Origin of the sequence: Bacillus sp. FSL R9-9492, from assembly GCF_038007365.1 — a bacterium.
In the GTDB taxonomy this organism is placed as follows: Bacteria; Bacillota; Bacilli; order Bacillales; family Bacillaceae_G; genus Bacillus_A; species Bacillus_A mycoides.
The window spans coordinates 3,280,669-3,303,090 of the sequence record NZ_JBBOXC010000001.1 but is presented as its reverse complement, the minus strand read 5'-3'; the positions used below and the strand labels follow the sequence as shown (position 1 = coordinate 3,303,090).

Below are 22,422 nucleotides of genomic sequence, written 5' to 3'. Positions count from 1 at the left end.
ATGAGTGGGCTCTTTTTATTTTGTCGTTTTTTATCGGCAAGTCGATATATTTTAAGTATCGGTCGATATAATTTGAGAATCGCTGATATAAATTTCATGTACCGTATTGAAGTTAAAATCGTTAATGCAATTTCATGCACCGAAACGAAATTCCCTACATTTTTAATCCAGAAAGGTGACTTCATCATTTTTCCATGTAATAATAGTATGGTTACATTTACTGTGAAAGAGTATAAAAGGAGCGTTATTGATGAATTTAGCTAAATTTCCGAGAAAAAAATATACAGAATCATATACACCAATTGAAAAATTAAACAATTTTTCTGAAGTACTTGGTGGGCCGACTATTTATTTTAAACGAGATGATTTACTTGGTTTAACAGCTGGCGGTAATAAGACGAGAAAGTTAGAGTTTCTAGTTGCGGATGCACAGGAAAAGGGTGCAGATACGTTAATTACAGCTGGCGGTATTCAGTCCAACCATTGCCGTCTAACACTTGCAGCTGCGGTAAAAGAGAAAATGAAATGTATTCTTGTGTTAGAAGAAGGGCTTGAGCCAGAAGCAAAGCCAGACTTTAATGGAAACTATTTCTTATATCATTTATTAGGTGCTGAAAATGTAATTGTTGTGCCGAACGGAACAGACCTTATGGAAGAGATGCATAAAGTAGCGAAAGAAGTAAGTGAAAAAGGTAATACACCATATGTAATTCCAGTTGGTGGATCAAATCCTACTGGCGCAATGGGTTACATTGCTTGTGCGCAAGAAATTATGGCTCAATCATTCGAGCAAGGAATTGATTTCAGTTCAGTTGTTTGTGTAAGTGGTAGCGCTGGTATGCATGCTGGTTTAATTACTGGTTTTTCCGGAACGCAAAGCAAAATTCCTGTAATCGGAATTAACGTAAGTAGAGGAAAAGCTGAGCAAGAAGAGAAAGTAGCAAAACTTGTAGATGAAACTTCAGCTCACGTAGGTATTCCAAACTCTATTTCACGCGAAGCAGTTACATGCTTTGATGAATATGTAGGACCAGGATACGCTTTACCAACACCAGAAATGGTTGAAGCAGTACAGTTACTTGCGAAAACTGAAGGTATTTTACTTGACCCAGTTTATACAGGTAAAGCAGTAGCAGGATTAATTGATTTAATTAGAAAAGGAAAATTTACTAAAGAAGACAACATTTTATTCGTACATTCAGGTGGTTCACCAGCTTTATATGCGAATACGTCTCTATTTGCGTAAGTGTAAAAAGCATTGGGTATCCAATGCTTTTTGTTTTGAATTAATGTTGAAATTTGATACAATTTCGTGAATATGCGATGAGTTTTCAACATTCAACGGTAAACAACGATATATAAAGGAGATTGATGTATGACAGAATTTTGGGAAGCAAGTTTTATAGAAAATCAAATGATGTGGGGATTTGAAGCTGCAGATTCCGCAATTTTGACGAAGGATTTTTTCCTTGAAAAGAAAGTGAAGGATATATTGATTCCTGGTATTGGATATGGAAGAAATGCAAAGGTTTTTATTGATAACGAAATACATGTAACAGGTATTGAAATTTCAAAAACAGCGATCGAATTGGCGAGGGAAAATGAAATTAATGCCAATTTATTCCATGGTTCAGTTACGGATATGCCTTTTGATAACAAACTGTATGATGGCATATTTTCTTATGCACTTATTCATTTGTTGAATAAGGATGAGAGAGAGAAGTTTATTAAAGATTGTTATAGTCAGTTAAAACCAAACGGATATATGATTTTTACTACTATTTCTAAAGATGCCCCAATGTTTGGGAAGGGGAAACAACTTGGTAAAGACTACTTCGAGATAATGGAAGGGGTAAAAATGTATTTTTATGATGTTGACTCGGTACAACAAGACTTTGGAAAATATGGACTGATGGAAACTACGGAAATTGTGGAGCCACATAAAAATATGGCAAGTAAACCTCCATTTAAATTTATAATGATCAAATGTCAAAAAACACTATAATTACAATTGTGTGAAAAATAGTGAGATATTCACTAATTTTTATTTTACGTGAAATGGTAACCGAACCAAAGGGAAAATAAAATAATTGCTGTATTAAATAACGTAAAGGTTAAACCGATGATAGATAAAATTTTCTTTTCGGTACGACTACAAAATGAGATAACCGCTAATATAATTGCTATAACAGCAAAAGTTACTATGAAATATGCGAAAGGAACTACGTAATCTACTCCAACTCTTTCTAAAATAGGGAGAAAGAGATTAATATTTTGTTTGCTTCACTTTTTTTGGGCACTCTACAGCTAGATGGTGTTACTGACACGTACAAGTTATCAACAATCTTTATGTTGAAAGAATCTTAGCGTACGAAATTCGCGTTTTGTTGGTGCGACCACATCTCTATTAAGCTAACAGATGCAATCACCTTCAACTATCCCTTATCAGATACAAGGTAACAGATGTTTTTATAATTTGAAAGACGAGGAAACGAACTTGGAGGGAGTATTGGAAGCATACAATAAATACATTGAGGGGGCATGTTTGAGAAGATTAAATCAATGGAAAAGGAAATGATTCTTAAGTCTGGGCTATGGACCTATCCTCCCGTTCTAATTAACTAAAAGAAGAACTTCCCCATACCGATTAGACTACTAAGCATTCCTATTCCATTCATGGTGCCTTTTCCTACTGTAAGTAAGTTTCCAAGCATTCCTGCCTGACCGTTACCTCCGTTATTCCACCATCCCATGGGACTTACCTGTCCTCCCCATCCTGGAGGGTTTCCAAAAACACCCGAGTTATTGGTACTAAAGTTAAAAGCCTTGGCTGGCGGCGATAGTAAAGCGGCAAGATGCCCTTGTGCGAACATCCCTGTATGATTGAATGGTTGAGCCCAAGGGAAGGGGGGTTTTTGAAAATTGAAACCTGAACCTGCATGGCCTGATAATGGAGCCCAATTAGCAGGATGTCCTTGGGGCATCATCCCCGCATAATTGTTTGGCTGGCCCCAAGAAAAGGGGGAGGGCTGGGGATTGAAACCCGTATAATCGGCTGATGAATCCCAACCAACTGGATAGACTCGATAACTCCAATTCCCAGGAATCTTCAAACCATTCATTCCTTCAGCTTTAGTTATTTGGAGCTGTGAATATAATGATGCCATTGAAATTTGGTTATTATATTGTTCCCCGTTTCCCTTTGAATTCAAATACCAATATTGGTGCATACGCTTATTCCCCTCACTTTAAAAATGTAATGTTAGACTTAGCCTATGTAATATTCTTTTTTATGGATAGTTACATAACTAGATCTACAAGCCCGTATTTAAAGGAATGGGTGCGTGGTCTTGTTGATTTATCCCGATATTTGTGGGCAGTAAGACCCCCGCCTCAAAATTCAGCGAAAGCAAAGAAGTTAGATGGGGGTTGGGCTGCCTGTAAAAGCCCCACTGATTAAAGTTTCACTTTATTTTAGAAGAGGATTTTCAGTTGCTCCTTTTGTTTATTTCAGGCCTAATTTAATTTCCGTTAACAAACGTGTTTATATATTCATTCAAAATCTTATTTAAATGTTTATAAAGGTTTAATCAATAAAAAAGATTTTAAAATGTTATGTTGAGCAAATGGAATTGCTAAAAAGAGAATATCCATTCGAAGAGTTTGGCAAAATACTGCAAGGATAATGTATTCATGTACAGATATGCAAATGATTTAAACTAATCAATGAAATTTATAATGAAGGAGCAAATAAATATATGAGTGAAACATTACATATAAGAAAACCACCATATTTAATGCTTGTAATCCTTTTTATTGGGGCATTTGTTTCATTTCTAAATAACTCGCTTTTAAATGTAGCCTTGCCATCAATAATGAAGGATTTAGATATTAAAGATTATTCAACGATCCAGTGGCTTTCTACAGGGTATATGCTTGTAAGTGGTATATTAATTCCGGCATCAGCATTTTTAATAACCCGCTTCTCAAATAGGAGCTTATTTATTACATCTATGGTGATTTTTATTCTTGGTACTGCCTTAGCGGCTTTAGCGCCGAACTTTGGTTTATTACTTACTGGCCGGATGGTTCAAGCAGCAGGTTCTTCAGTCATGGGGCCTTTGTTAATGAATATTATGCTAGTAAGCTTCCCAAGAGAAAAACGGGGAACAGCAATGGGGATTTTTGGATTAGTTATGATTACAGCTCCAGCAATTGGACCGACACTATCAGGTTATATTGTAGAGTATTATGACTGGCGTTTGCTTTTTGAAATGATTTTACCGTTAGCGATTATTAGCTTACTGTTAGGGATTTGGAAATCTGAGAATGTCATGAAACAAAACAAAAATGCAAAACTTGATTATCTCTCATTACTATTATCTTCTATCGGTTTTGGCGGTTTGTTATATGGGTTCAGTTCTGCAAGCTCAGATGGTTGGACGGATAAAGTTGTCTTAACAACTTTAATCATAGGCTCTATTGCCCTAATTACTTTCATTGTCCGTCAATTAAAAATGAATGAACCGTTATTGGATTTACGTGTTTACAAGTACCCAATGTTTGCACTTGCGTCTGTAATTGCAATTGTCAACGCGGTGGCCATGTTTTCGGGTATGATTTTAACACCAGCTTATGTACAAAACGTCCGTGGCATTTCGCCGCTGAACTCTGGGCTGATGATGCTTCCAGGTGCGGTAATAATGGGGGTTATGTCACCAATAACAGGTAAACTATTTGATAAATATGGCCCTCGGATTCTTGGCATAGTAGGACTTTCCATTACAGCTGTTTCAACTTATATGTTGGCAAACCTGCAAATCGACTCTAGTCACACACATATTATTCTTATTTACACACTGCGGATGTTTGGGATGGCGATGGTGATGATGCCGCTTATGACAAATGGCCTTAATCAATTGCCAACTCGCTTAAATCCGCACGGTACGGCTGTTAATAATACAGCTCAACAAGTGTCTGGTTCGATTGGTACTGCTATTCTTGTTACGATTATGAATTCTGTAACAACAACAAAAGCTGAAAGTCTAATGTCTGATGTAGATCCAACAACCTTCACAGAAGCTACGAAGGCAATAGTAACTCAGAAGGCTTTATTATCTGGAATTCAATATTCATTCTATGTAGCGCTTGGCATGAACGTTGTTGCACTACTATTAGTTTTTTTCGTTAAACGTGTAGATACAAGCGCGGAAGCTGTCGAGAGGTTAAATCGGTAGGGAAAAATAAAACTCTAGATAATGATTCCTACAAGTTTTTTTGCTGCTAAGGCGCCGGTATTTAAAGCTGGAAAAGAACTAAAAGAAGCAGTGAAATAATTATATAGTGAAAGAGGACCTGATGTTCATATCAGGTCCTCTTTCATTAGTAACACGGTATACTTGCTTATCGTATTGGTTTAACTAAACTACTGATTTTTCGAATACTACAATCTTAAGCTCGTCACCTTCTTTATTTTGAGGTGTTTTAGTAGAAAATTAATCAAAATGAGCGTTTTATAAACAAATACAAGAGATGACATCCGTTTGCAATTTCTCATAAACGTTAATAATTCGCTTCATTTTAAGTTAGTATTTTTTCTGCAAGTTATAAATCTAATGCCAACAAACAACTTAGATTACCAACTTTATAAGCAATATCATAATCATGAATAGTTAGGGAAAAGATAAAATAAGGTAATCAATTACATATCTTTATCCCAGGCGATTAATTGCTATCTCCTCTTTATTGAATGGGATATTTTATTTCATGCTTTTTTGAAAGGGTGTTTTTAATGGAAAAAAAAGTATCTGCCATTCCTCAGCCGAAAACATATGGACCGCTGGGGAATCTCCCATTAATCGATAAAAATAAACCGACTCTATCGTTTATCAAACTGGCGGAAGAGTATGGTCCCATTTTTCGAATTCAAACTCTAAGTGATGCCATAATTGTTGTTTCCGGACATGAACTGGTAGCAGAAGTCTGTGACGAAACACGGTTCGATAAAAGTATAGAGGGTGCTTTAGCAAAGGTTCGTGCTTTTGCTGGGGACGGATTATTTACAAGTGAGACTCACGAGCCTAACTGGAAAAAAGCTCATAATATTTTGATGCCTACATTCAGCCAACGGGCAATGAAAGATTACCATGCCATGATGGTTGATATTGCCGTACAACTCGTTCAAAAATGGGCACGACTTAATCCAAATGAAAATGTGGATGTTCCGGAGGATATGACCCGCCTTACATTGGATACAATTGGTCTATGTGGTTTTAATTACCGATTTAATAGCTTTTATCGTGAAACATCTCATCCTTTTATCACTAGCATGAGCCGTGCTCTAGATGAGGCGATGCACCAATTACAGCGACTGGATATAGAAGATAAACTCATGTGGAGAACGAAACGTCAATTTCAGCATGATATTCAATCCATGTTTTCTTTAGTAGATAATATTATTGCTGAACGTAAAAGGAATGGAAATCAGGAAGAAAATGATTTACTTTCCCGTATGTTAAATGTGCAGGATCCGGAAACTGGTGAAAAATTAGATGATGAAAATATTCGTTTTCAAATTATCACTTTTTTAATAGCTGGGCATGAGACAACAAGCGGATTGTTATCTTTTGCAATCTATTTTTTATTAAAGAATCCGGATAAGTTGAAAAAAGCCTATGAAGAAGTAGATCGGGTTTTGACAGATCCTACTCCAACATACCAACAAGTTATGGAACTTAAGTATATCCGGATGATTTTAAATGAATCGCTACGTCTATGGCCTACTGCTCCAGCATTCAGTCTCTATGCAAAAGAAGATACAGTGATTGGTGGGAAATACCCAATTAAGAAAGGAGAAGATCGTATTTCTGTTCTTATTCCACAGCTACATAGGGATAAAGACGCATGGGGAGACAATGTGGAAGAATTTCAACCTGAACGATTTGAAGAGCCGGATAAGGTTCCTCATCATGCTTATAAGCCATTTGGAAATGGTCAACGAGCATGTATCGGTATGCAGTTTGCACTTCATGAAGCCACTCTCGTAATGGGAATGCTTCTTCAACATTTTGAATTAATCGATTATCAAAACTATCAGCTGGACGTAAAACAAACATTAACGCTAAAGCCCGGTGATTTTAAGATTAGGATTCTACCCCGAAATCAAACTATCAGCCATCCTACTGTTCTTGCACCTATAGAGGAGAAGCTGAAAACTCATGAAATCAAGCAGCAAGTTCAGAAGACTCCTTCTATTATTGGAGCCGATAATCTTTCGCTTCTTGTTCTGTATGGCTCGGATACAGGGGTAGCAGAAGGTATTGCAAGAGAACTAGCAGATACAGCTAGTTTAGAAGGTGTTCAAACGGAAGTAGTAGCTCTTAACGATCGAATTGGAAGTCTGCCAAAAGAAGGAGCGGTTCTTATTGTAACTTCTTCTTATAATGGAAAGCCACCAAGTAATGCAGGGCAGTTTGTGCAGTGGTTGGTGGAATTAAAGCCGGATGAGCTAAAAGGTGTTCAATACGCAGTTTTTGGTTGTGGAGATCATAATTGGGCTAGTACTTATCAGCGGATTCCAAGATACATTGATGAGCAAATGGCTCAAAAAGGAGCAACAAGATTTTCTAAACGCGGAGAAGCGGATGCAAGTGGTGATTTCGAGGAACAACTCGAGCAATGGAAACAAAGCATGTGGTCTGATGCGATGAAGGCATTTGGATTGGAACTCAATAAAAATATGGAAAAAGAGCGCAGTACTTTGAGTCTACAATTTGTCAGTCGTCTTGGAGGATCTCCTCTTGCGCGAACATATGAAGCAGTTTATGCATCTATATTGGAAAATCGTGAACTCCAATCATCCAGCAGTGATAGAAGCACGCGACATATTGAGATATCCTTGCCAGAAGGCGCTACGTATCAAGAAGGAGACCACCTTGGGGTGCTGCCAATTAATAGCCAGAAAAATGTCAACCGAATTTTAAAACGCTTTGGATTAAACGGGAAGGATCAAGTCATACTGAGCGCAAGTGGGCGCAGTGTAAATCACATACCTTTAGACAGTCCTGTTAGTTTATTTGACCTTCTTAGTTATAGTATCGAAGTTCAAGAAGCAGCCACTCGGGCACAAATACGAGAAATGGTGACATTCACAGTATGTCCTCCTCATAAAAAGGAATTGGAATCATTATTGGAAGAGGGAGTTTATCATGAACAAATATTAAAAAAACGTATTTCAATGTTGGATCTTCTTGAAAAGTATGAGGCTTGTGAAATCCGATTTGAACGCTTTTTAGAACTTCTTCCTGCGCTCAAACCGCGTTACTATTCTATTTCAAGCTCTCCACTCGTTGCACAGGATCGTCTGAGCATTACGGTTGGTGTTGTTAATGCGCCTGCATGGAGTGGGGAAGGGACATATGAAGGAGTCGCTTCTAATTATTTAGCTCAGCGTCATAATAAAGATGAGATTATCTGTTTCATTCGAACGCCACAATCAAGCTTTCAATTACCTGAAAATCCAGAAACACCAATTATTATGGTTGGGCCAGGTACTGGAATTGCACCATTCCGTGGATTCTTACAAGCGCGTCGTGTTCAAAAGCAAAAAGGTATTAACTTAGGACAAGCGCATTTATATTTTGGTTGCCGTCATCCTGAAAAGGATTATCTCTATCGTACAGAACTAGAAAATGATGAAAGAGATGGATTGATTTCTTTACACACAGCTTTTTCTCGCCTAGAAGGAAATCCGAAAACATATGTACAGCATTTAATAAAACAAGATAGAACCAATTTAATTTCGTTATTAGATAATGGAGCTCATCTTTATATATGTGGTGATGGAAGTAAAATGGCTCCGGATGTAGAAGATACCCTTTGTCAAGCATATCAAGAAATTCATGAAGTCAGTGAACAAGAAGCAAGGAATTGGTTGGATCGTGTGCAAGATGAAGGGCGATACGGAAAAGATGTTTGGACTGGAATATAAAGTATTCTTAATTAGATAAGTAATACTTAACTAATGAACTTCTTTCGACTAAGTGTTACTTTAAAAAATAAACTTATTTATAAAAATCCCGTATTTTTTATGGAATACGGGATTTTCCTGTTTTTTAATAAGCTGGACTGATATTGTAGAAAAAGAAAAAATCTTATATGAAACCAAAGCTATATAATCTTAGCTTGAAGGGCACGGTGTTAATCAATTTCTTGACACGATTTGAAATTTATAATATAAAACTTTGCGCACTGGCTAAACAGTTTTTAGCACAGTGTCAAATCGCTGGGGGGAATTTATCAAATTAGGTATACCTTCTATAGCCTATGGAATGAATTTTGCCGTCGAAAAATAATAGGTAATTCATTTGACAATTAGATGGAACAAACTTGTTACTTAGGTTGTCTATTAAGTATACGTATAAAACAGGTGTTCATGATAGTTCGCTCATTTTATGAAAAGTGAGATGCAAGAAGATTGATATCCGATACACTCTTTAATTGTATCGATATGTATAACACCTAGACAAAAACCATATATTCTTGAAAGAGGTTGAAAATGTATGATAGTCTTAAACAAGTTTTTTAACATTTTACATTACAAAAAGATGGTACCTGTATTATTTCTTTCATGTGCAACGCTTATAGGCTGTTCCGATAGTAATACTCAATCTGAATCCCTAAACAAACGAAACAAACAAATCAAATCAAACAAGAAAATATTGGTAATGATTCTTTTGCTAAACTTGAAAAAGAATTTGATGCTAAACTCGGTATTTATGCATTGGACACTGATACGAATCAAACCGTTACGTATCAATCAGATAAACGGTTTGCATACGCATCGACCCACAAAGCTTTAGCTGTGGGAGTACTTTTACAAAAGAAATCAATAGAAGATCTAAATCAAAGAGTTTTGTATACTCGTCAAGATCTTGTTAATTACAATCCAATTACAGAAAAGTATGTTGATACAGGTATGACTCTGAAAGAGCTTGCAGATGCTTCCCTTCGATATAGTGATAATACTGCACAAAATCTTATTCTTAAACAATTAGGTGGACCTAGTGAATTCAAAAAATCACTGAGAGAAGTAGGAGATACCGTTACAAATCCTGAACGTTTTGAACCAGAATTAAACGAAGTGCATCCAGGAGACGCCCATGATACTAGTACCCCAAAGGCATTAGCTACTAGTCTTCAGGCTTTTGCGCTAGGAGATGTACTTTCAACTGAGAAACGGGATTTATTAATAGATTGGATGAAAAGGAATACTACGGGAGACAACTTAATTCGTGCTGGAGTTCCAGGAGGATGGGAAGTAGCTGATAAGACTGGCTCGGGATCTTATGGAACCAGAAATGATATCGCAATTATTTGGCCACCAAATAAAAAGCCAATTGTTCTTGCGATACTTTCTAATCATGATAAAGAGGATGCTAAATATGATGATAAGCTTATTGCAGAAGCAACCAAAATAGCGTTAGATGCTTTAAAAGCGACAAATAAATAATAATAGTAATTAGTTATTAAAATTTCCCCGTTTTTCCGTCACAAAACTGTGACGGTCTTTTTGTGTATTTTAAAAGGAATCGACTTAAGTAAAGAAAAAAGATAGAAACAATCCCTATTGAATTTATTAATTAAGTAACAGTAAATATACGCTTTATTGGATACTTATTGCATTTGAGAGGGTAGGTAAGATATCATCTTTTTTACATAAGTAAAATATTAAATAGTAAATGAACTTTAAAAATTGCGCCTAAATTAAAGGAGAGTACGTTATGAATACAATCATGATTGTAGAAGATGATATGAAAATTGCTGAATTACTGGGAACTCATATAAAAAAATATGGATACCAAAGTGTTATTATAGAGGATTTTGAAAATATCTTAGAAATATTTCAAGAGATAAAACCAGATTTAGTGCTATTAGATGTAAATTTACCAAATTTTGATGGTTATTATTGGTGTCGCCAAATACGAGCTATTTCTACTTGTCCAATTGTATTTCTATCTGCAAGGAGTGGAGAGATGGATCAAGTTATGGCTTTAGAGAATGGTGGTGATGATTATATTACGAAACCTTTTTATTATGAAGTTGTAATGTCTAAAATCCGTAGTCAACTCAGAAGAGCATACGGTGAATATGCTCCTAAAGTAAAAGAACGAATAGTTGAGCAATCAGGGTTAGTCCTGTTCCCAGAAAGAATGGAACTTCAACTAAATGATAAGACAATTTTACTTACTAGAAAAGAAACAACTTTATTAGAAATATTGATAACAAAGTCACCGCTCCTTGTAAAACGTGAAGTGATTTTAGAACAACTATGGGATAGTTCATATATAGACGAAAATACATTGAGTGTAAATATAGGTAGAATTAGAAGGAAACTGCAAGATTTAGGTATTGAAAATGCACTGGAGACAGTTCGTGGTGCTGGATATCGTTTGCATGCTACTTGGGAGAAGGAAGGAAAGGAATAATGAAATTATTTTTACAAGAACATATTCCACTCATTTGTTATACATTTTCCCAATTGCTTATCATTCTTTTTATATATTGGTTTGATGGTTATCCACATATTTTGACAGCATTATATTCTGTATTTTTGGGTGTTTTTTTATTAATGGGTTATTTAATATATCGCTATTATAGTCATCGTGCATTCTACAAGCGTCTATCAACACCAATGGAAGCTTTAAATGAATCAATAAAAGATAGTGATTTGACTCCCTTATCAATGGCCTTAGAAACATTACTACAAACTCAATATCAATATTATCAAAACCAATTAAAAAAATGGGAACGAAAACAACAAGAACAAATGATTTTTATGAATCAATGGGTTCATCAAATGAAAACACCTCTTTCTGTTATTGAGTTAATTACACAAGATGCAGATGACTCTCGATTTGACAGTATTAATGAAGAAACGGAAAGAATCAAAAAAGGATTAGAAATGGTCTTATATGTTGCTCGTTTAGAAACATTTGAACAGGATTTTCATGTGGACAGATTGCAGTTATTGGAAATGATTGATTCTGCTATTCATGAAAATAAACGTCTATTTATACGTAGTTATGTGTATCCAGAGGTAAAAGTAGATCCGAATCTTATTGTAGAAACAGATAAGAAATGGTTTCGATTTATACTCAATCAAGTACTGTTAAATGCAATTAAATATTCATCAAGTAAGCAAGAAAAAGTAATAGTATCGGCGTGTTCAAAAGGACGAGCAATTATTTTGGAAGTAAAAGATCATGGGGTTGGTATTCCTACTGCTGATTTACCACGTGTTTTCAATCCATTTTATACTGGAGAAAATGGTAGGAAATTTAAAGAGTCTACGGGAATGGGATTATATCTTGTTAAAGAAGTATGTGAAAAATTAAATCATAAGATTGAGCTAGAATCTGAGGTAGGTAAGGGAACAAAAGTTAGAATCATATTCCCGTATGCATCTCGTTAACCGATGAAAGGTATACTTTTCATCGGTTTTTCTTTTGAATCTTACAAACTTGTTAGATAACTGTTAGGGAAATCGATATGAGACATACTATATATAGGTTACACTTCATGTATCGAAAAGAGAAATGGAAGGTGAAATACTTGTGGAGATACTACATGTTTCAGATTTAGGGAAGGTTTATCCTGGGAAAATTTCTTATACAGCATTATCCCATATTGATTTAAAAATAAACAAAGGTGAATTTGTAGGAATTATGGGACCATCTGGGAGTGGTAAAACAACGCTATTAAATATGGTTTCTACTATAGATGCTCCAACATCAGGAGAAGTATTAATTCATGGAGAAAATCCATATCTGTTATCCCCAGATCAGTTGTCTTTATTTCGAAGACGTGAATTAGGGTTTGTTTTTCAATCATTTAATCTCCTTAATACATTGACAGTGAAAGAAAATATTGTTCTTCCACTTACGCTTGATGGTGTAAGCCCTAGAGAAATGGAAGGTAAAGTGGAAGCTATTGCTGAAAAACTAGGGATAACTGAAATATTAGATAAACGTACGTATGAAATTTCTGGTGGGCAGGCACAAAGAACTGCAATCGCACGTGCTACTATTCATAATCCGAAATTATTACTTGCGGATGAGCCTACAGGAAATCTGGATTCAAAATCTGCTAGTGATGTGATGGCATTATTGACGAAGCTTAATAAAGAAAATAGCACAACGATGATGTTAGTGACACATGATGCAATGGCTGCAAGTTATTGTGATCGGATTGTGTTTATCAAAGATGGACAGTTATACAATGAGATTTATTGTGGAGATAATCGCAAAGTATTCTATCAAAAAATTCTAGAGGTTTTAGCATTATTAGGAGGAAATGCAAATGACTTTTCGACAGTTCGCGTTTAATAACATCATTCGAAGTAAAAGAACATATTTGGCCCATTTTTTAAGTAGTACGTTTGCTATTATGATTTTCTTTACTTATGCTTTACTTGCATTTCATCCTAATTTACAAGGCGATCTTGCTACTAGTGTAACAATCAATACATTTGCAAAGTCAGGATTACAGATATCGCAGGGGTTAATATTTTTCTTCTCATTCTTCTTTATCCTATATTCTGTAAGTGCATTTTTAAAAACAAGAAAAAAAGATTTTGGAATTCTAATGCTACATGGGATGTCACGTTCACAGTTGAATAAATTAGTATTTATTGAAAATATAATAATTGGAATTGCTTCTATTTTAACAGGAATTACAATTGGAATGGCGTTCTCTAAGTTTATCTTAATTATGAGCAACAATCTGCTAATGATTGATAAAGGACTCCCATTTTACATGCCATTTAAAGCAATTGGGATAACATTTGGAGCATTCTTCTTACTATTTTTATTTATTTCACTTTTCACTTCTCGACTAGTGAATGTAAAGCAATTAGTAGAATTGATAAAAGCAGAAGAAAAGCCAAAGCCTGAACCAAAAGCATCCTTTTGGCTATCTTTATTTGCGCTTATTTGTATTGGATTAGGATATACAGCTGTTTTCCATAGTGTTAACGCAATTCATTACAAGGATGTAAAATATGTGTTATTCATGATGGCGACAGGGGTGAGCTTTGTTGTACTTGGAACGTACTTCTTATTTACACAGCTCAGTGTGTATGTGTTACGTGTATTAAAGAAAAGGGAAAATATTTTCTTTAAGAAAACAAACATACTCACCATCTCAGATTTAGTGTATCAATTAAAAGATAATGCAAAAATGTTTTTTATGGTCACTATTATATCTGCTGTTGCCTTCACTGCAGTGGGAACTTGTATGGGATTAGGTAACTCATCCATGGCTGAATCAAATAGTCCCTTTGCATTTTCTTATAAGTCTTATAATAATAATCCTTTAGAAAAAGAGCATTTAAAAAGAATAGAAAGCGAACTCAATAATGGTGGGTTTAAATTCAAACAAGTAGCTTATTCCATAAAACAAATTCCAGATACCCTTTATAACAGCAATGTATTATTAAGCGTTATAAAAATAAGTGATTACAATAGGTTAGCAGAATCATTTGATTTTGAAAAAGAAAGCTTAAAAGATCAAAATAGTAGTTTTGTCATTCCTTCAAAAAAAGTCACTAATACAAAATCTAATCAAAATGACTTTCAATTGTTGCATGAAAATATAAAAAAAGATATGCATGTAGATAAAATACTAACTCCGAAAGAACTACAAGATACAACCGTCACCATAATTATTGTACCAGACGCTGTATATAACCAAATGATAGTGGATCCAGAGAATTACCATGGTGAATCCACCATTACTGGTTTTATTGTGAAGGATTGGGAGAAAACGAAAAAAGTTGCTGAAAAAATCGTGACTACTCTTCAAAAAGATAATGAAGGTATACATGAGCCTGTATTATACAACGAACAATATAAATTTTCTTCATTAATATCTACATGGATTGTGATGAAACAAGGTTTTGGACTTGCATCCATCATGAGTGTATTAATAGGAATTGTTTTCTTTACGTTTGCTGCAAGCTTTTTATATTTCCGATTATACACAGACTTAGAACGAAATCAGCAGCAATATAAAATGATAGCAAAAGTTGGTTTAAGTAAACCTGAATTAAAGAAAATTGTGTCACGTCAACTTGCACTTTTATTCTTTTTACCAATTATAATTGCTATTGCACATAGTGCGGTTGCTTTTATGGCCCTACAAAATTTAGCCGATTTTTCAGTCTTGGGTAGTTCAATTATGGTATTGATTTGTTTCTTAGTTATGCAAATTATATACTTTTACTTTGTTCGATCTCAATACTTGAAAAAAATGTATAAAAAGATTTTTTAATTCAAATATAAATAAAAGAAGGAGAATAAAGATTGAAAAAAAGAATTGGATTATTAATAGTAGCTAGTATTTCGATTACCATGTTAGGAGGATGTTCATTATTTGGTGCAAAAGACTCTCCGGCAAATGGAATTTCAATAGAAGTAGGAGAGATAAACGAACAAGCAAGAAACTCTATAATAGACTTGTACAAAGATATAACAACCTCGCAAGACTTATATCAATTAAAAGAAGGGACTATAGATAATAACAAGCTTGAAATTAAGCTCCCGACTAATTTTGGAGGTGATAGCGCTACTAGTAATTTATTATTTATAAGTAGAACGACTGCTGAGCAAATGAATAAAAAAGGGCTCATACGTGAAAGAGATAATAACGAGGGGCTTACATCATCAGTCTCTATTAATTCGTTACCAAAAATAGAAAAAGATGAAACTATCTTATTTGCAAATAAAGAATATAAAGACTTGAAAGAACTAACATTTGATGAGAAAAAAATGAATGTTCAATATAAAGGGGATGTATGGCTATCTCCACATCGTGGTGGATCCAACATAATCCTATTAATTGTAGATGATACATTATTTAAAGAAATAAATGGGCAAGAAAAAACTAGACAAATTCTATCTTTTAATAAATCTTTTGGGAATCTTAATTTAGTCAATCAAGGGAAAGCACCAGAATTAAGTAAGGAAATAAATAAAGTGAATACGGCTTTAGGTACTCAGGAAAAAGGAGCCGTCAATTTTGTAAATATTAAAGAAAAGTAAAAAAATTACGTCTATATGGGTAGAAATCGGCCACCATCAAGTTAAGAAAAATAAATAAACCAAAACGAAAAACCTCACTTCTTATCTGAAAAAAGATGAAAAGTGAGGTTTTTTGCTTAGCATGGTAATGTTCCAAAAATGCTGATGGTATTACATGTCTATCAAGCTAAGATTAGATTTTTTATCAAATTCCATTTTTCGTTGCTGTAGCCCTATTAACGTTTCTGCTCCGTTACTATACAAACTCAAATTTCTTCCTCATCTTATAGTGGAACAAATTTATTACTTAGATTGTCTATTAAATGTAATCCAAAAACTTAGTGTTCAAACTTGATACATTGAATTTTACATTGTAAAATATGGGCCAAGTACAGGTGCATTCATAGAAAAATTAATTAAAAGAAGCAATCTCAAGACTATTATTTTATTAGCGGAAAATAACAAGGAATTTTATTTATTATTTAAAGCAAAATTTAAAGAAGAAGGAAACTTGTTATTTGTATATAGATTAGCAGTGAAAATTGAACAGTATATTAAGATAATAATATTGATTATGTTTATTCTTGTCTTCTGTTTGCAAGTTTACAATAAAGAGAAGTTAGAAATGTTTCACCTGCTTATACCTTTAGTTGTTCAATACGATAAAAAATGTGGAGGAATAATATGGAGTCAAAAATTCTTATTGTTGATGATGATAAAGAGATTAGAAATCTTATCTCTGTTTATTTGGAAAATGAAGGTCTGAAAACTCAAAAAGCTGAAGATGCTATGGAAGCTTTACAACTGTTAGAAGAAAAGGAATTTGATCTTATTATTTTAGATATTATGATGCCAAATATGGATGGTATTGAAGTTTGTATGAAGATTAGGGAAGATCGTAATATGCCTATCATTATGCTATCTGCAAAATCTGAGGATATAGACAAAATTCAGGGTCTAGCCTCTGGTGCAGATGATTATTTATCAAAACCGTTTAACCCACTAGAATTAATCGCTAGGGTAAAATCCCAATTAAGAAGGTTTAAAAAATACAATACGTCAATAGAACATAATAAAAGCATTCTAGAAATTGGTGACTTAACCGTGAATACAGATACTTGTCAAGTATGGGTAAGAGGAAAAGAAACAAGGTTAACTCCAAAAGAGTTTGCTATTCTCGAACTACTTGCCCGCAACAAAGGCATTGTCCTGAGTGTAGCGAAAATATATGAAGCAGTTTGGAAAGAGGTTTTTTATAAATCAGACAATACCGTCATGGTGCATATTACAAAAATAAGAGACAAAATTGAAGAAGATTCTAAACATCCCATTTATATTAAAACTGTTTGGGGAATTGGATATAAAATATGAAGAATGTTAGTTTTAGAAATAAGATCATTATAAAACTTCTTGGTGCTGTAGCAGTTAGTTTTTTTATTTCATTTGGTTTAACAATCCTCATTTTGGCATACGTCATAGATCCATTATTTAAAAAACACGAAGAATTTGGTATGTTTGAATTCAATTTGGCATTGTTGTTCTTATTCGCGTTCGCAATCTTTAACTTTATAATAATTTTTTTATTATTGGTTCGAAAGAAAATAGTTTTTTTGAAGCTTATTTCGGATAGTGTGAATGATATTGCAAATGGAAAACTGGGTTTGACAATTGGGATTAAGGGGAAGGACGAATTGACCCAACTTGCTCAAAATATCAACTATATGTCCAAGGAATTGGAAAATACATTTGAACAAGAAAGACGATTAGAACGTACAAAAAATGAACTTATAACTAATGTATCTCATGACTTACGCACACCGTTAACATCTATTATTGGCTATATAGATTTATTAAAAAGAGGGCAATACAACAGTAAAACACAATTACAGGAATACCTTGAAACTACTTATTCAAAGTCACAGAGACTGAAATATTTAATTGATGAGCTGTTTGAATATACTCGTTTATCAGGCATAGATGCTAAGTTAAATCTTAATGAAGTTGATTTATCAGGTTTGTTGGAGCAAATAGTTGGAGAATACATTCCTATATTTGAAAAGGAAAGCTTAATCGTTCAAAAATCAATCACACAAGAAACAATACCTATCTTCATAGATGCAGAAAAAATGGTACGTGTATATGAAAATCTGTTTATGAATGCGATAAAGTACAGCATGAAACCATCCGAATTATCCGTATGTCTTGAACTAATAGATAACAAAGCAATTTTGAAAGTATCAAATAAAGTCGAGAGGCCGCCTGTTAGCGACCCTAATAAATTGTTTGAAAGATTTTTCAGGGGTGATAAGGCAAGAAAAAATGATCAAGGAAATGGACTGGGACTTGCTATCTCAAAAAGAATTGTTGAACTTCATCATGGTAATATACATGCAGAATATAAAGATGGCTGGATGTCCTTTATTGTTGAACATCCAATTAGATAGAAAGCTTATGGAACTACAGGTTCCATAAGCTTTTTTTTTATAAAACTTAAGAATTCTTAAGGATTTTACGGGGTGTTTCCTAATTTTCATAGTTTATCATGGGTGTATTCAAAGTGATGAGGTGAGCAAAGAAGATAGAAGGAAAGATTTCATTGTAGCTTCAGGGTGGATGTAACATGACTATTTTGTTAGTAGTAAACAAACATAGTAGCTAATTGTAATGAAATAAAAAAAACGTAGGAGGATATAAATGATAAAACCAGTTGTAGATGTAAAAAACATTCAAAAATTATACGGTAAAAAAGGTGAGAATCAATCACACGCGTTAAAAGGTGTATCATTCTCAATTCAAGAGGGAGAGTTTGTTGGTATTATGGGGCCTTCTGGTTCTGGTAAAACAACATTATTAAATGTAATTTCAACGTTAGACACAGCAACGGGCGGCATTGTTCAAATTGCAGGTACGGATATAACGAAAATGAAACAAGGTGAGCTTTCTGATTTCCGTTCGCAAAAATTAGGATTCATTTTCCAAGACTTCAACTTATTAGAGAATTTATCTATCTATGAAAATATCGCACTTCCACTTTCACTTCAAGGTGTTTCATCTCGTAATATTGGAAAGCAAGTAGAAAAAGTAGCTGATATGTTAGGCATTACAGCTATACTTCAAAAGTACCCTTCTGAAGTATCTGGTGGACAAAAGCAACGTTCCGCAGCAGCACGTGCGTTAGTTCATGAACCAGCAATTATTTTGGGAGACGAGCCGACTGGAGCTCTAGATTCTAAAAATGCAACGAGTTTACTTGATGCCATGACAAGCTTAAATAAAGAGCAAGGTGTATCCATTATGATGGTTACGCATGATCCTTACAGCGCAAGTTACTGTCAGCGTATTTTATTCATTCAAGATGGTGAGTTATATAAAGAAATTCATCGCGGTGGTACCCGTGAAGAATTCTATAAAGAAATTTTAGACGTGCTTGCAAACTTAGGCACACAAAAAGCGTAAGGAAGGAAGTTCAATCATGTTATTTAAGCTTTCTATGTCAGGCCTAAAAAGTAAATTCCAAGATTACATTGTTTTACTTGTTGGTCTTATTGTCTCTATTTCAACTTTTTATATGTTTCAAACGCTAGCATCCAATAAAACGTTCCTTGAATCTAACTCTTCTATTAGGGATATTGTGTCTGTCTTTAAAATTGGTTCCTTTTTGTTAGCGGTTATCACATTTTTCTATATTTTATATGCAAACTCTTTCTTATCAGCTCTTCGTCAAAAAGAGTTTGGTATGTATATGATGTTAGGAGCAAAAAAGCATAAAGTTACCTTACTAATGTTCATTGAAACAATCATATTAGGTGCCACATCTCTTTTGATTGGAATTACAATTGGTGTAGGACTTGCAGAAGGTATCGGTCAGCTATTAATGAAAGAACTCGAGTTTGCTGGCGAAGGTTATAAAGCATTTTATCTGCCATCTATAACTATTACTTGCGTCTTCTTCTTTGCACTCTTTGTATTATCTGCAATTATGAATAGTATTAAATTATCTCGTATTTCTGTACTGCAACTTGTACATGCAGATGAACAAACAGAACGTGTTGCCATAAAAGGAAAAATGACAGTTGTAATTGCATTCCTTGGTATTCTTTTATTAGGTATTGGTTATGCATCACTGATTTATATGTCATATGCAAATCCGCTAATTGCTTTGGGATTAATGGCCGTTGGATTAATCACAGCAACCGTTGGTACTTACCTTATATTTGGATCACTTCTCCCAGTTATGATTAACAAGCTAAAGAGTAATAAAAAACGTAGTGAAAAAGGCCTCAATGCTTTTACTTTTGCACAATTAAATTTCCGCATTAATGGTCTAACAAATGTGCTTGCAACAGTAGCAATCTTAGTGGCTCTTGGTGCTGGTGGAATTGCTTGTGGTATGGCATTTAAAAACAATATCCTAAAAATGACAGATCAAATACAAATTTACGATTCAGTCATTCATAATCCAACTGCGGAAGAAAAGACAATTTTGGGTAGTATCTTATTTCAAGAAAAGCTTGAATATCATTACAAAGTGGATGATAAGTATGTTTATTATCTTAAAGAAGATGTAGAGAAAAATCGCCCTTTCATAAAAGGTATGAAAATGGAGAAAGTTTCAGAGGAAATACCAATTGGTGCATTTTCAATAAAACGAGTTAAAGGAGAGACAGATACAAAACAATGGATCCAGGCTTTCAGAACGATCCAACCAAATTATTTGTATCCTGATTATGAAATAAAAATTGTAGATCAAAACATATACGATGGGTTGAAGGGTAAAGAAAGTACTGTGTTTATGGGGAAAACAGATGATTTTGGATCATACATAAAAGAATGGAAAAAACTTGATGAATTACAGATAGCAAAATATAAAAATGTGAAAGTGGAAGAATTGGATAGTAAGTATCAAACATATATTATGAGTCGTGATTTTGCCAGCGGACTAATGTTTATGGGTTTTTTCGTTGGAATTGCATTTTTAGCAATGATGGCAAGTTGTTTAATGTTTAAAGTTCTGTCGGGAGCATCAAAAGATGTAGCACGTTATCAAATGCTTCGTAAAATTGGTGTCCGCCGAGAATTATTAACAAAATCAATTTATAAAGAGTTATTCTTCATATTCTTATTCCCAGCAATTGTGGGGATTACTCACATATTAGTTGGTATGAACATGTTTGGATCTCTTTTAATCGATCCGTACTTTCGTATTTGGTTACCACTTGTTATTTTTGTAGTAATTTACTCGATTTATTACTTGATTACAGTTCAATTATATAAAGGAATTGTACTCCCGAAAAAAGATTAATGTAATGATGTTATTTATACGAAGTATCAACATAATCGGCCCCCGTTTTATTGCTTATACTGAATGGGTACAAGAAATTTAGAAATAATAGATGGACGAGCACTACGGTCCATAAACTAGTTATTTTAGATTTTAAATTAAAAATTTATCTTTTATCTAAGAAGGGGCACTGTTTCTGCAGTACCAGAGGAAGCAACTGCTTATTTTTATCGAAAAGCTCTAATGAATATGGTGTTATTTTCCACTTGGGAAAAACCTGAGGGAGCTGCACAAGGGATTCGTTGGGTAGAAGCTTTTCGTCACGCGTTGATTCCTTTTACAAAAGGTGTCTATGTTAACACACCTGATCTCTCAATGAAAGATTGGTCAGATTTATATTATGGTGAAAACTGCAAACGATTGACTCAAGTGAAGGCTAAATACGAACCAGAAGATATTTTCAATTTTCCACAAAGCATTCCACCTGTTTATAAAAAATAGAAATCCTTTGTCGGCCTTAAATTTTGCAATTTATAAAGAATGATAGATAATCCTTTTTGGAAAGAACAATTAAAAGAGCGAGATAACATTGATTATCGACTATATCCAAAGTTAAATCACTTCTTTACAGAAGGAGATGGAGAGTCAAGTAAACCTGATGAATATTATAGTCCTGCTAATATCCCTGAGTATGTTATAAATGATATTGCTATTTGGGTGCAAGGAAGATCGAAATGAAATTAGCAACTATATTTTTAAATAGCTATTTTCAGAGACAGCTAGTGAATTAGGGGCATTTGGCTTAGAGGAATGCTCACATGAAAATAGTTCTGTAGGTGGAGAAATTACGAGATAATTATTTCGAATTAGAAAGGAATAATTATCAGATGAAAAGACCTGAAACTGTCTTCCGTATAGCAATAATAAAGACGTGTAATTCCAATATAGACAACAATAGCGTTATTACATATTGAATGTAGTAACGCTATTTAAAGTTTATTAAAACAGGATTTATCTTTCTAAAATTATCTATCAAAAATGATATTCAATAAAATTCGTAGT

15 protein-coding genes and 3 pseudogenes are annotated in these 22,422 nt (G+C 34.1%); 17 read left to right on the top strand and 1 reads right to left on the bottom strand.

Annotated elements, in window-relative coordinates; genetic code table 11:
• The 3 genes from MKY70_RS16795 (at window position 1) to MKY70_RS16785 (ending at window position 2,005) form a co-directional block, all read left to right on the top strand.
• Complete coding sequence (locus MKY70_RS16795; RefSeq protein ID WP_113709891.1) at window positions 1-264, top strand: hypothetical protein; 264 nt, start codon at window positions 1-3, stop codon at window positions 262-264.
• Window positions 251-1,246, top strand: coding sequence for a D-cysteine desulfhydrase (locus MKY70_RS16790; protein WP_088030836.1), 996 nt, complete (start codon window positions 251-253; stop codon window positions 1,244-1,246). Before MKY70_RS16795 ends, MKY70_RS16790 begins: the two co-directional genes overlap by 14 nt.
• Window positions 1,247-1,375: 129 nt before the next feature.
• On the top strand, window positions 1,376-2,005 hold the full coding sequence (locus MKY70_RS16785) for a class I SAM-dependent methyltransferase (protein ID WP_328012164.1): 630 nt from the start codon (window positions 1,376-1,378) through the stop codon (window positions 2,003-2,005).
• A 616-nt stretch (window positions 2,006-2,621) separates the two neighbouring features.
• On the opposite strand, the gene MKY70_RS16780 is transcribed toward MKY70_RS16785, so the two are convergent.
• On the bottom strand, window positions 2,622-3,230 hold the full coding sequence (locus MKY70_RS16780; protein WP_341025301.1) for a hypothetical protein: 609 nt from the start codon (window positions 3,228-3,230) through the stop codon (window positions 2,622-2,624).
• Between the two features lie 528 nt (window positions 3,231-3,758).
• Here MKY70_RS16780 and MKY70_RS16775 point away from each other — a divergent pair.
• The 14 genes and pseudogenes from MKY70_RS16775 to MKY70_RS16710 all read left to right on the top strand — a co-directional run.
• Window positions 3,759-5,237, top strand: coding sequence for an MDR family MFS transporter (locus tag MKY70_RS16775; protein WP_341074537.1), 1,479 nt, complete (start codon window positions 3,759-3,761; stop codon window positions 5,235-5,237).
• A gap of 554 nt (window positions 5,238-5,791) precedes the next feature.
• Window positions 5,792-8,989, top strand: a complete 3,198-nt coding sequence (cypD, locus tag MKY70_RS16770) for a bifunctional P-450/NADPH--P450 reductase (RefSeq protein WP_341025299.1) — start codon at window positions 5,792-5,794, stop codon at window positions 8,987-8,989.
• A gap of 571 nt (window positions 8,990-9,560) precedes the next feature.
• Window positions 9,561-10,510, top strand: a pseudogene (gene bla / locus MKY70_RS16765) (class A beta-lactamase).
• Window positions 10,511-10,781: 271 nt separating this feature from the next.
• Entirely contained in the window at window positions 10,782-11,486 is a 705-nt protein-coding gene (locus tag MKY70_RS16760; RefSeq protein WP_341025297.1) for a response regulator transcription factor, read from the top strand.
• A complete protein-coding gene (locus MKY70_RS16755) occupies window positions 11,486-12,472 on the top strand; it encodes a sensor histidine kinase (RefSeq protein ID WP_341025296.1) in 987 nt (328 codons plus the stop codon). The genes MKY70_RS16760 and MKY70_RS16755 overlap by 1 nt, the downstream gene beginning before the upstream one ends.
• A 142-nt stretch (window positions 12,473-12,614) precedes the next feature.
• Window positions 12,615-13,385 (top strand): ABC transporter ATP-binding protein, encoded by a 771-nt coding sequence (locus MKY70_RS16750; RefSeq protein WP_088030871.1) that lies wholly within the window; start codon window positions 12,615-12,617, stop codon window positions 13,383-13,385.
• Window positions 13,360-15,330 (top strand): ABC transporter permease, encoded by a 1,971-nt coding sequence (locus MKY70_RS16745; protein ID WP_341025294.1) that lies wholly within the window; start codon window positions 13,360-13,362, stop codon window positions 15,328-15,330. The genes MKY70_RS16750 and MKY70_RS16745 overlap by 26 nt, the downstream gene beginning before the upstream one ends.
• Window positions 15,331-15,362: 32 nt before the next feature.
• Window positions 15,363-16,100, top strand: a complete 738-nt coding sequence (locus MKY70_RS16740; protein ID WP_341074536.1) for a lipoprotein BA_5634 family protein — start codon at window positions 15,363-15,365, stop codon at window positions 16,098-16,100.
• Between the two features lie 663 nt (window positions 16,101-16,763).
• Window positions 16,764-17,450, top strand: a complete 687-nt coding sequence (locus tag MKY70_RS16735; RefSeq protein WP_088030845.1) for a response regulator transcription factor — start codon at window positions 16,764-16,766, stop codon at window positions 17,448-17,450.
• Window positions 17,447-18,523: a HAMP domain-containing sensor histidine kinase gene (locus MKY70_RS16730; RefSeq protein ID WP_341025289.1), complete on the top strand. Its 1,077-nt coding sequence runs from the start codon at window positions 17,447-17,449 to the stop codon at window positions 18,521-18,523. Before MKY70_RS16735 ends, MKY70_RS16730 begins: the two co-directional genes overlap by 4 nt.
• Window positions 18,524-18,773: 250 nt before the next feature.
• Window positions 18,774-19,535 (top strand): ABC transporter ATP-binding protein, encoded by a 762-nt coding sequence (locus MKY70_RS16725; RefSeq protein ID WP_088030847.1) that lies wholly within the window; start codon window positions 18,774-18,776, stop codon window positions 19,533-19,535.
• Between the two features lie 16 nt (window positions 19,536-19,551).
• Window positions 19,552-21,381 (top strand): FtsX-like permease family protein, encoded by a 1,830-nt coding sequence (locus MKY70_RS16720; RefSeq protein WP_088030848.1) that lies wholly within the window; start codon window positions 19,552-19,554, stop codon window positions 21,379-21,381.
• 165 nt (window positions 21,382-21,546) lie between these two features.
• Window positions 21,547-21,861: pseudogene (locus tag MKY70_RS16715) on the top strand (BBE domain-containing protein); the annotation flags it as partial.
• A 42-nt stretch (window positions 21,862-21,903) separates the two neighbouring features.
• Window positions 21,904-22,098, top strand: a pseudogene (locus MKY70_RS16710) (alpha/beta hydrolase); the annotation flags it as partial.
• Window positions 22,099-22,422 lie beyond the last annotated feature (324 nt).

Coding starts and splice junctions, on each gene's coding strand:
- MKY70_RS16795 (WP_113709891.1), top strand. CDS start 1: ATGAGTGGGCTCTTTTTATTTTGTCGTTTTTTATCGGCAAGTCGATAT.
- MKY70_RS16790 (WP_088030836.1), top strand. CDS start 251: ATGAATTTAGCTAAATTTCCGAGAAAAAAATATACAGAATCATATACA.
- MKY70_RS16785 (WP_328012164.1), top strand. CDS start 1,376: ATGACAGAATTTTGGGAAGCAAGTTTTATAGAAAATCAAATGATGTGG.
- MKY70_RS16780 (WP_341025301.1), bottom strand. CDS start 3,230: ATGCACCAATATTGGTATTTGAATTCAAAGGGAAACGGGGAACAATAT.
- MKY70_RS16775 (WP_341074537.1), top strand. CDS start 3,759: ATGAGTGAAACATTACATATAAGAAAACCACCATATTTAATGCTTGTA.
- cypD (WP_341025299.1), top strand. CDS start 5,792: ATGGAAAAAAAAGTATCTGCCATTCCTCAGCCGAAAACATATGGACCG.
- MKY70_RS16760 (WP_341025297.1), top strand. CDS start 10,782: ATGAATACAATCATGATTGTAGAAGATGATATGAAAATTGCTGAATTA.
- MKY70_RS16755 (WP_341025296.1), top strand. CDS start 11,486: ATGAAATTATTTTTACAAGAACATATTCCACTCATTTGTTATACATTT.
- MKY70_RS16745 (WP_341025294.1), top strand. CDS start 13,360: ATGACTTTTCGACAGTTCGCGTTTAATAACATCATTCGAAGTAAAAGA.
- MKY70_RS16735 (WP_088030845.1), top strand. CDS start 16,764: ATGGAGTCAAAAATTCTTATTGTTGATGATGATAAAGAGATTAGAAAT.
- MKY70_RS16730 (WP_341025289.1), top strand. CDS start 17,447: ATGAAGAATGTTAGTTTTAGAAATAAGATCATTATAAAACTTCTTGGT.
- MKY70_RS16725 (WP_088030847.1), top strand. CDS start 18,774: ATGATAAAACCAGTTGTAGATGTAAAAAACATTCAAAAATTATACGGT.
- MKY70_RS16720 (WP_088030848.1), top strand. CDS start 19,552: ATGTTATTTAAGCTTTCTATGTCAGGCCTAAAAAGTAAATTCCAAGAT.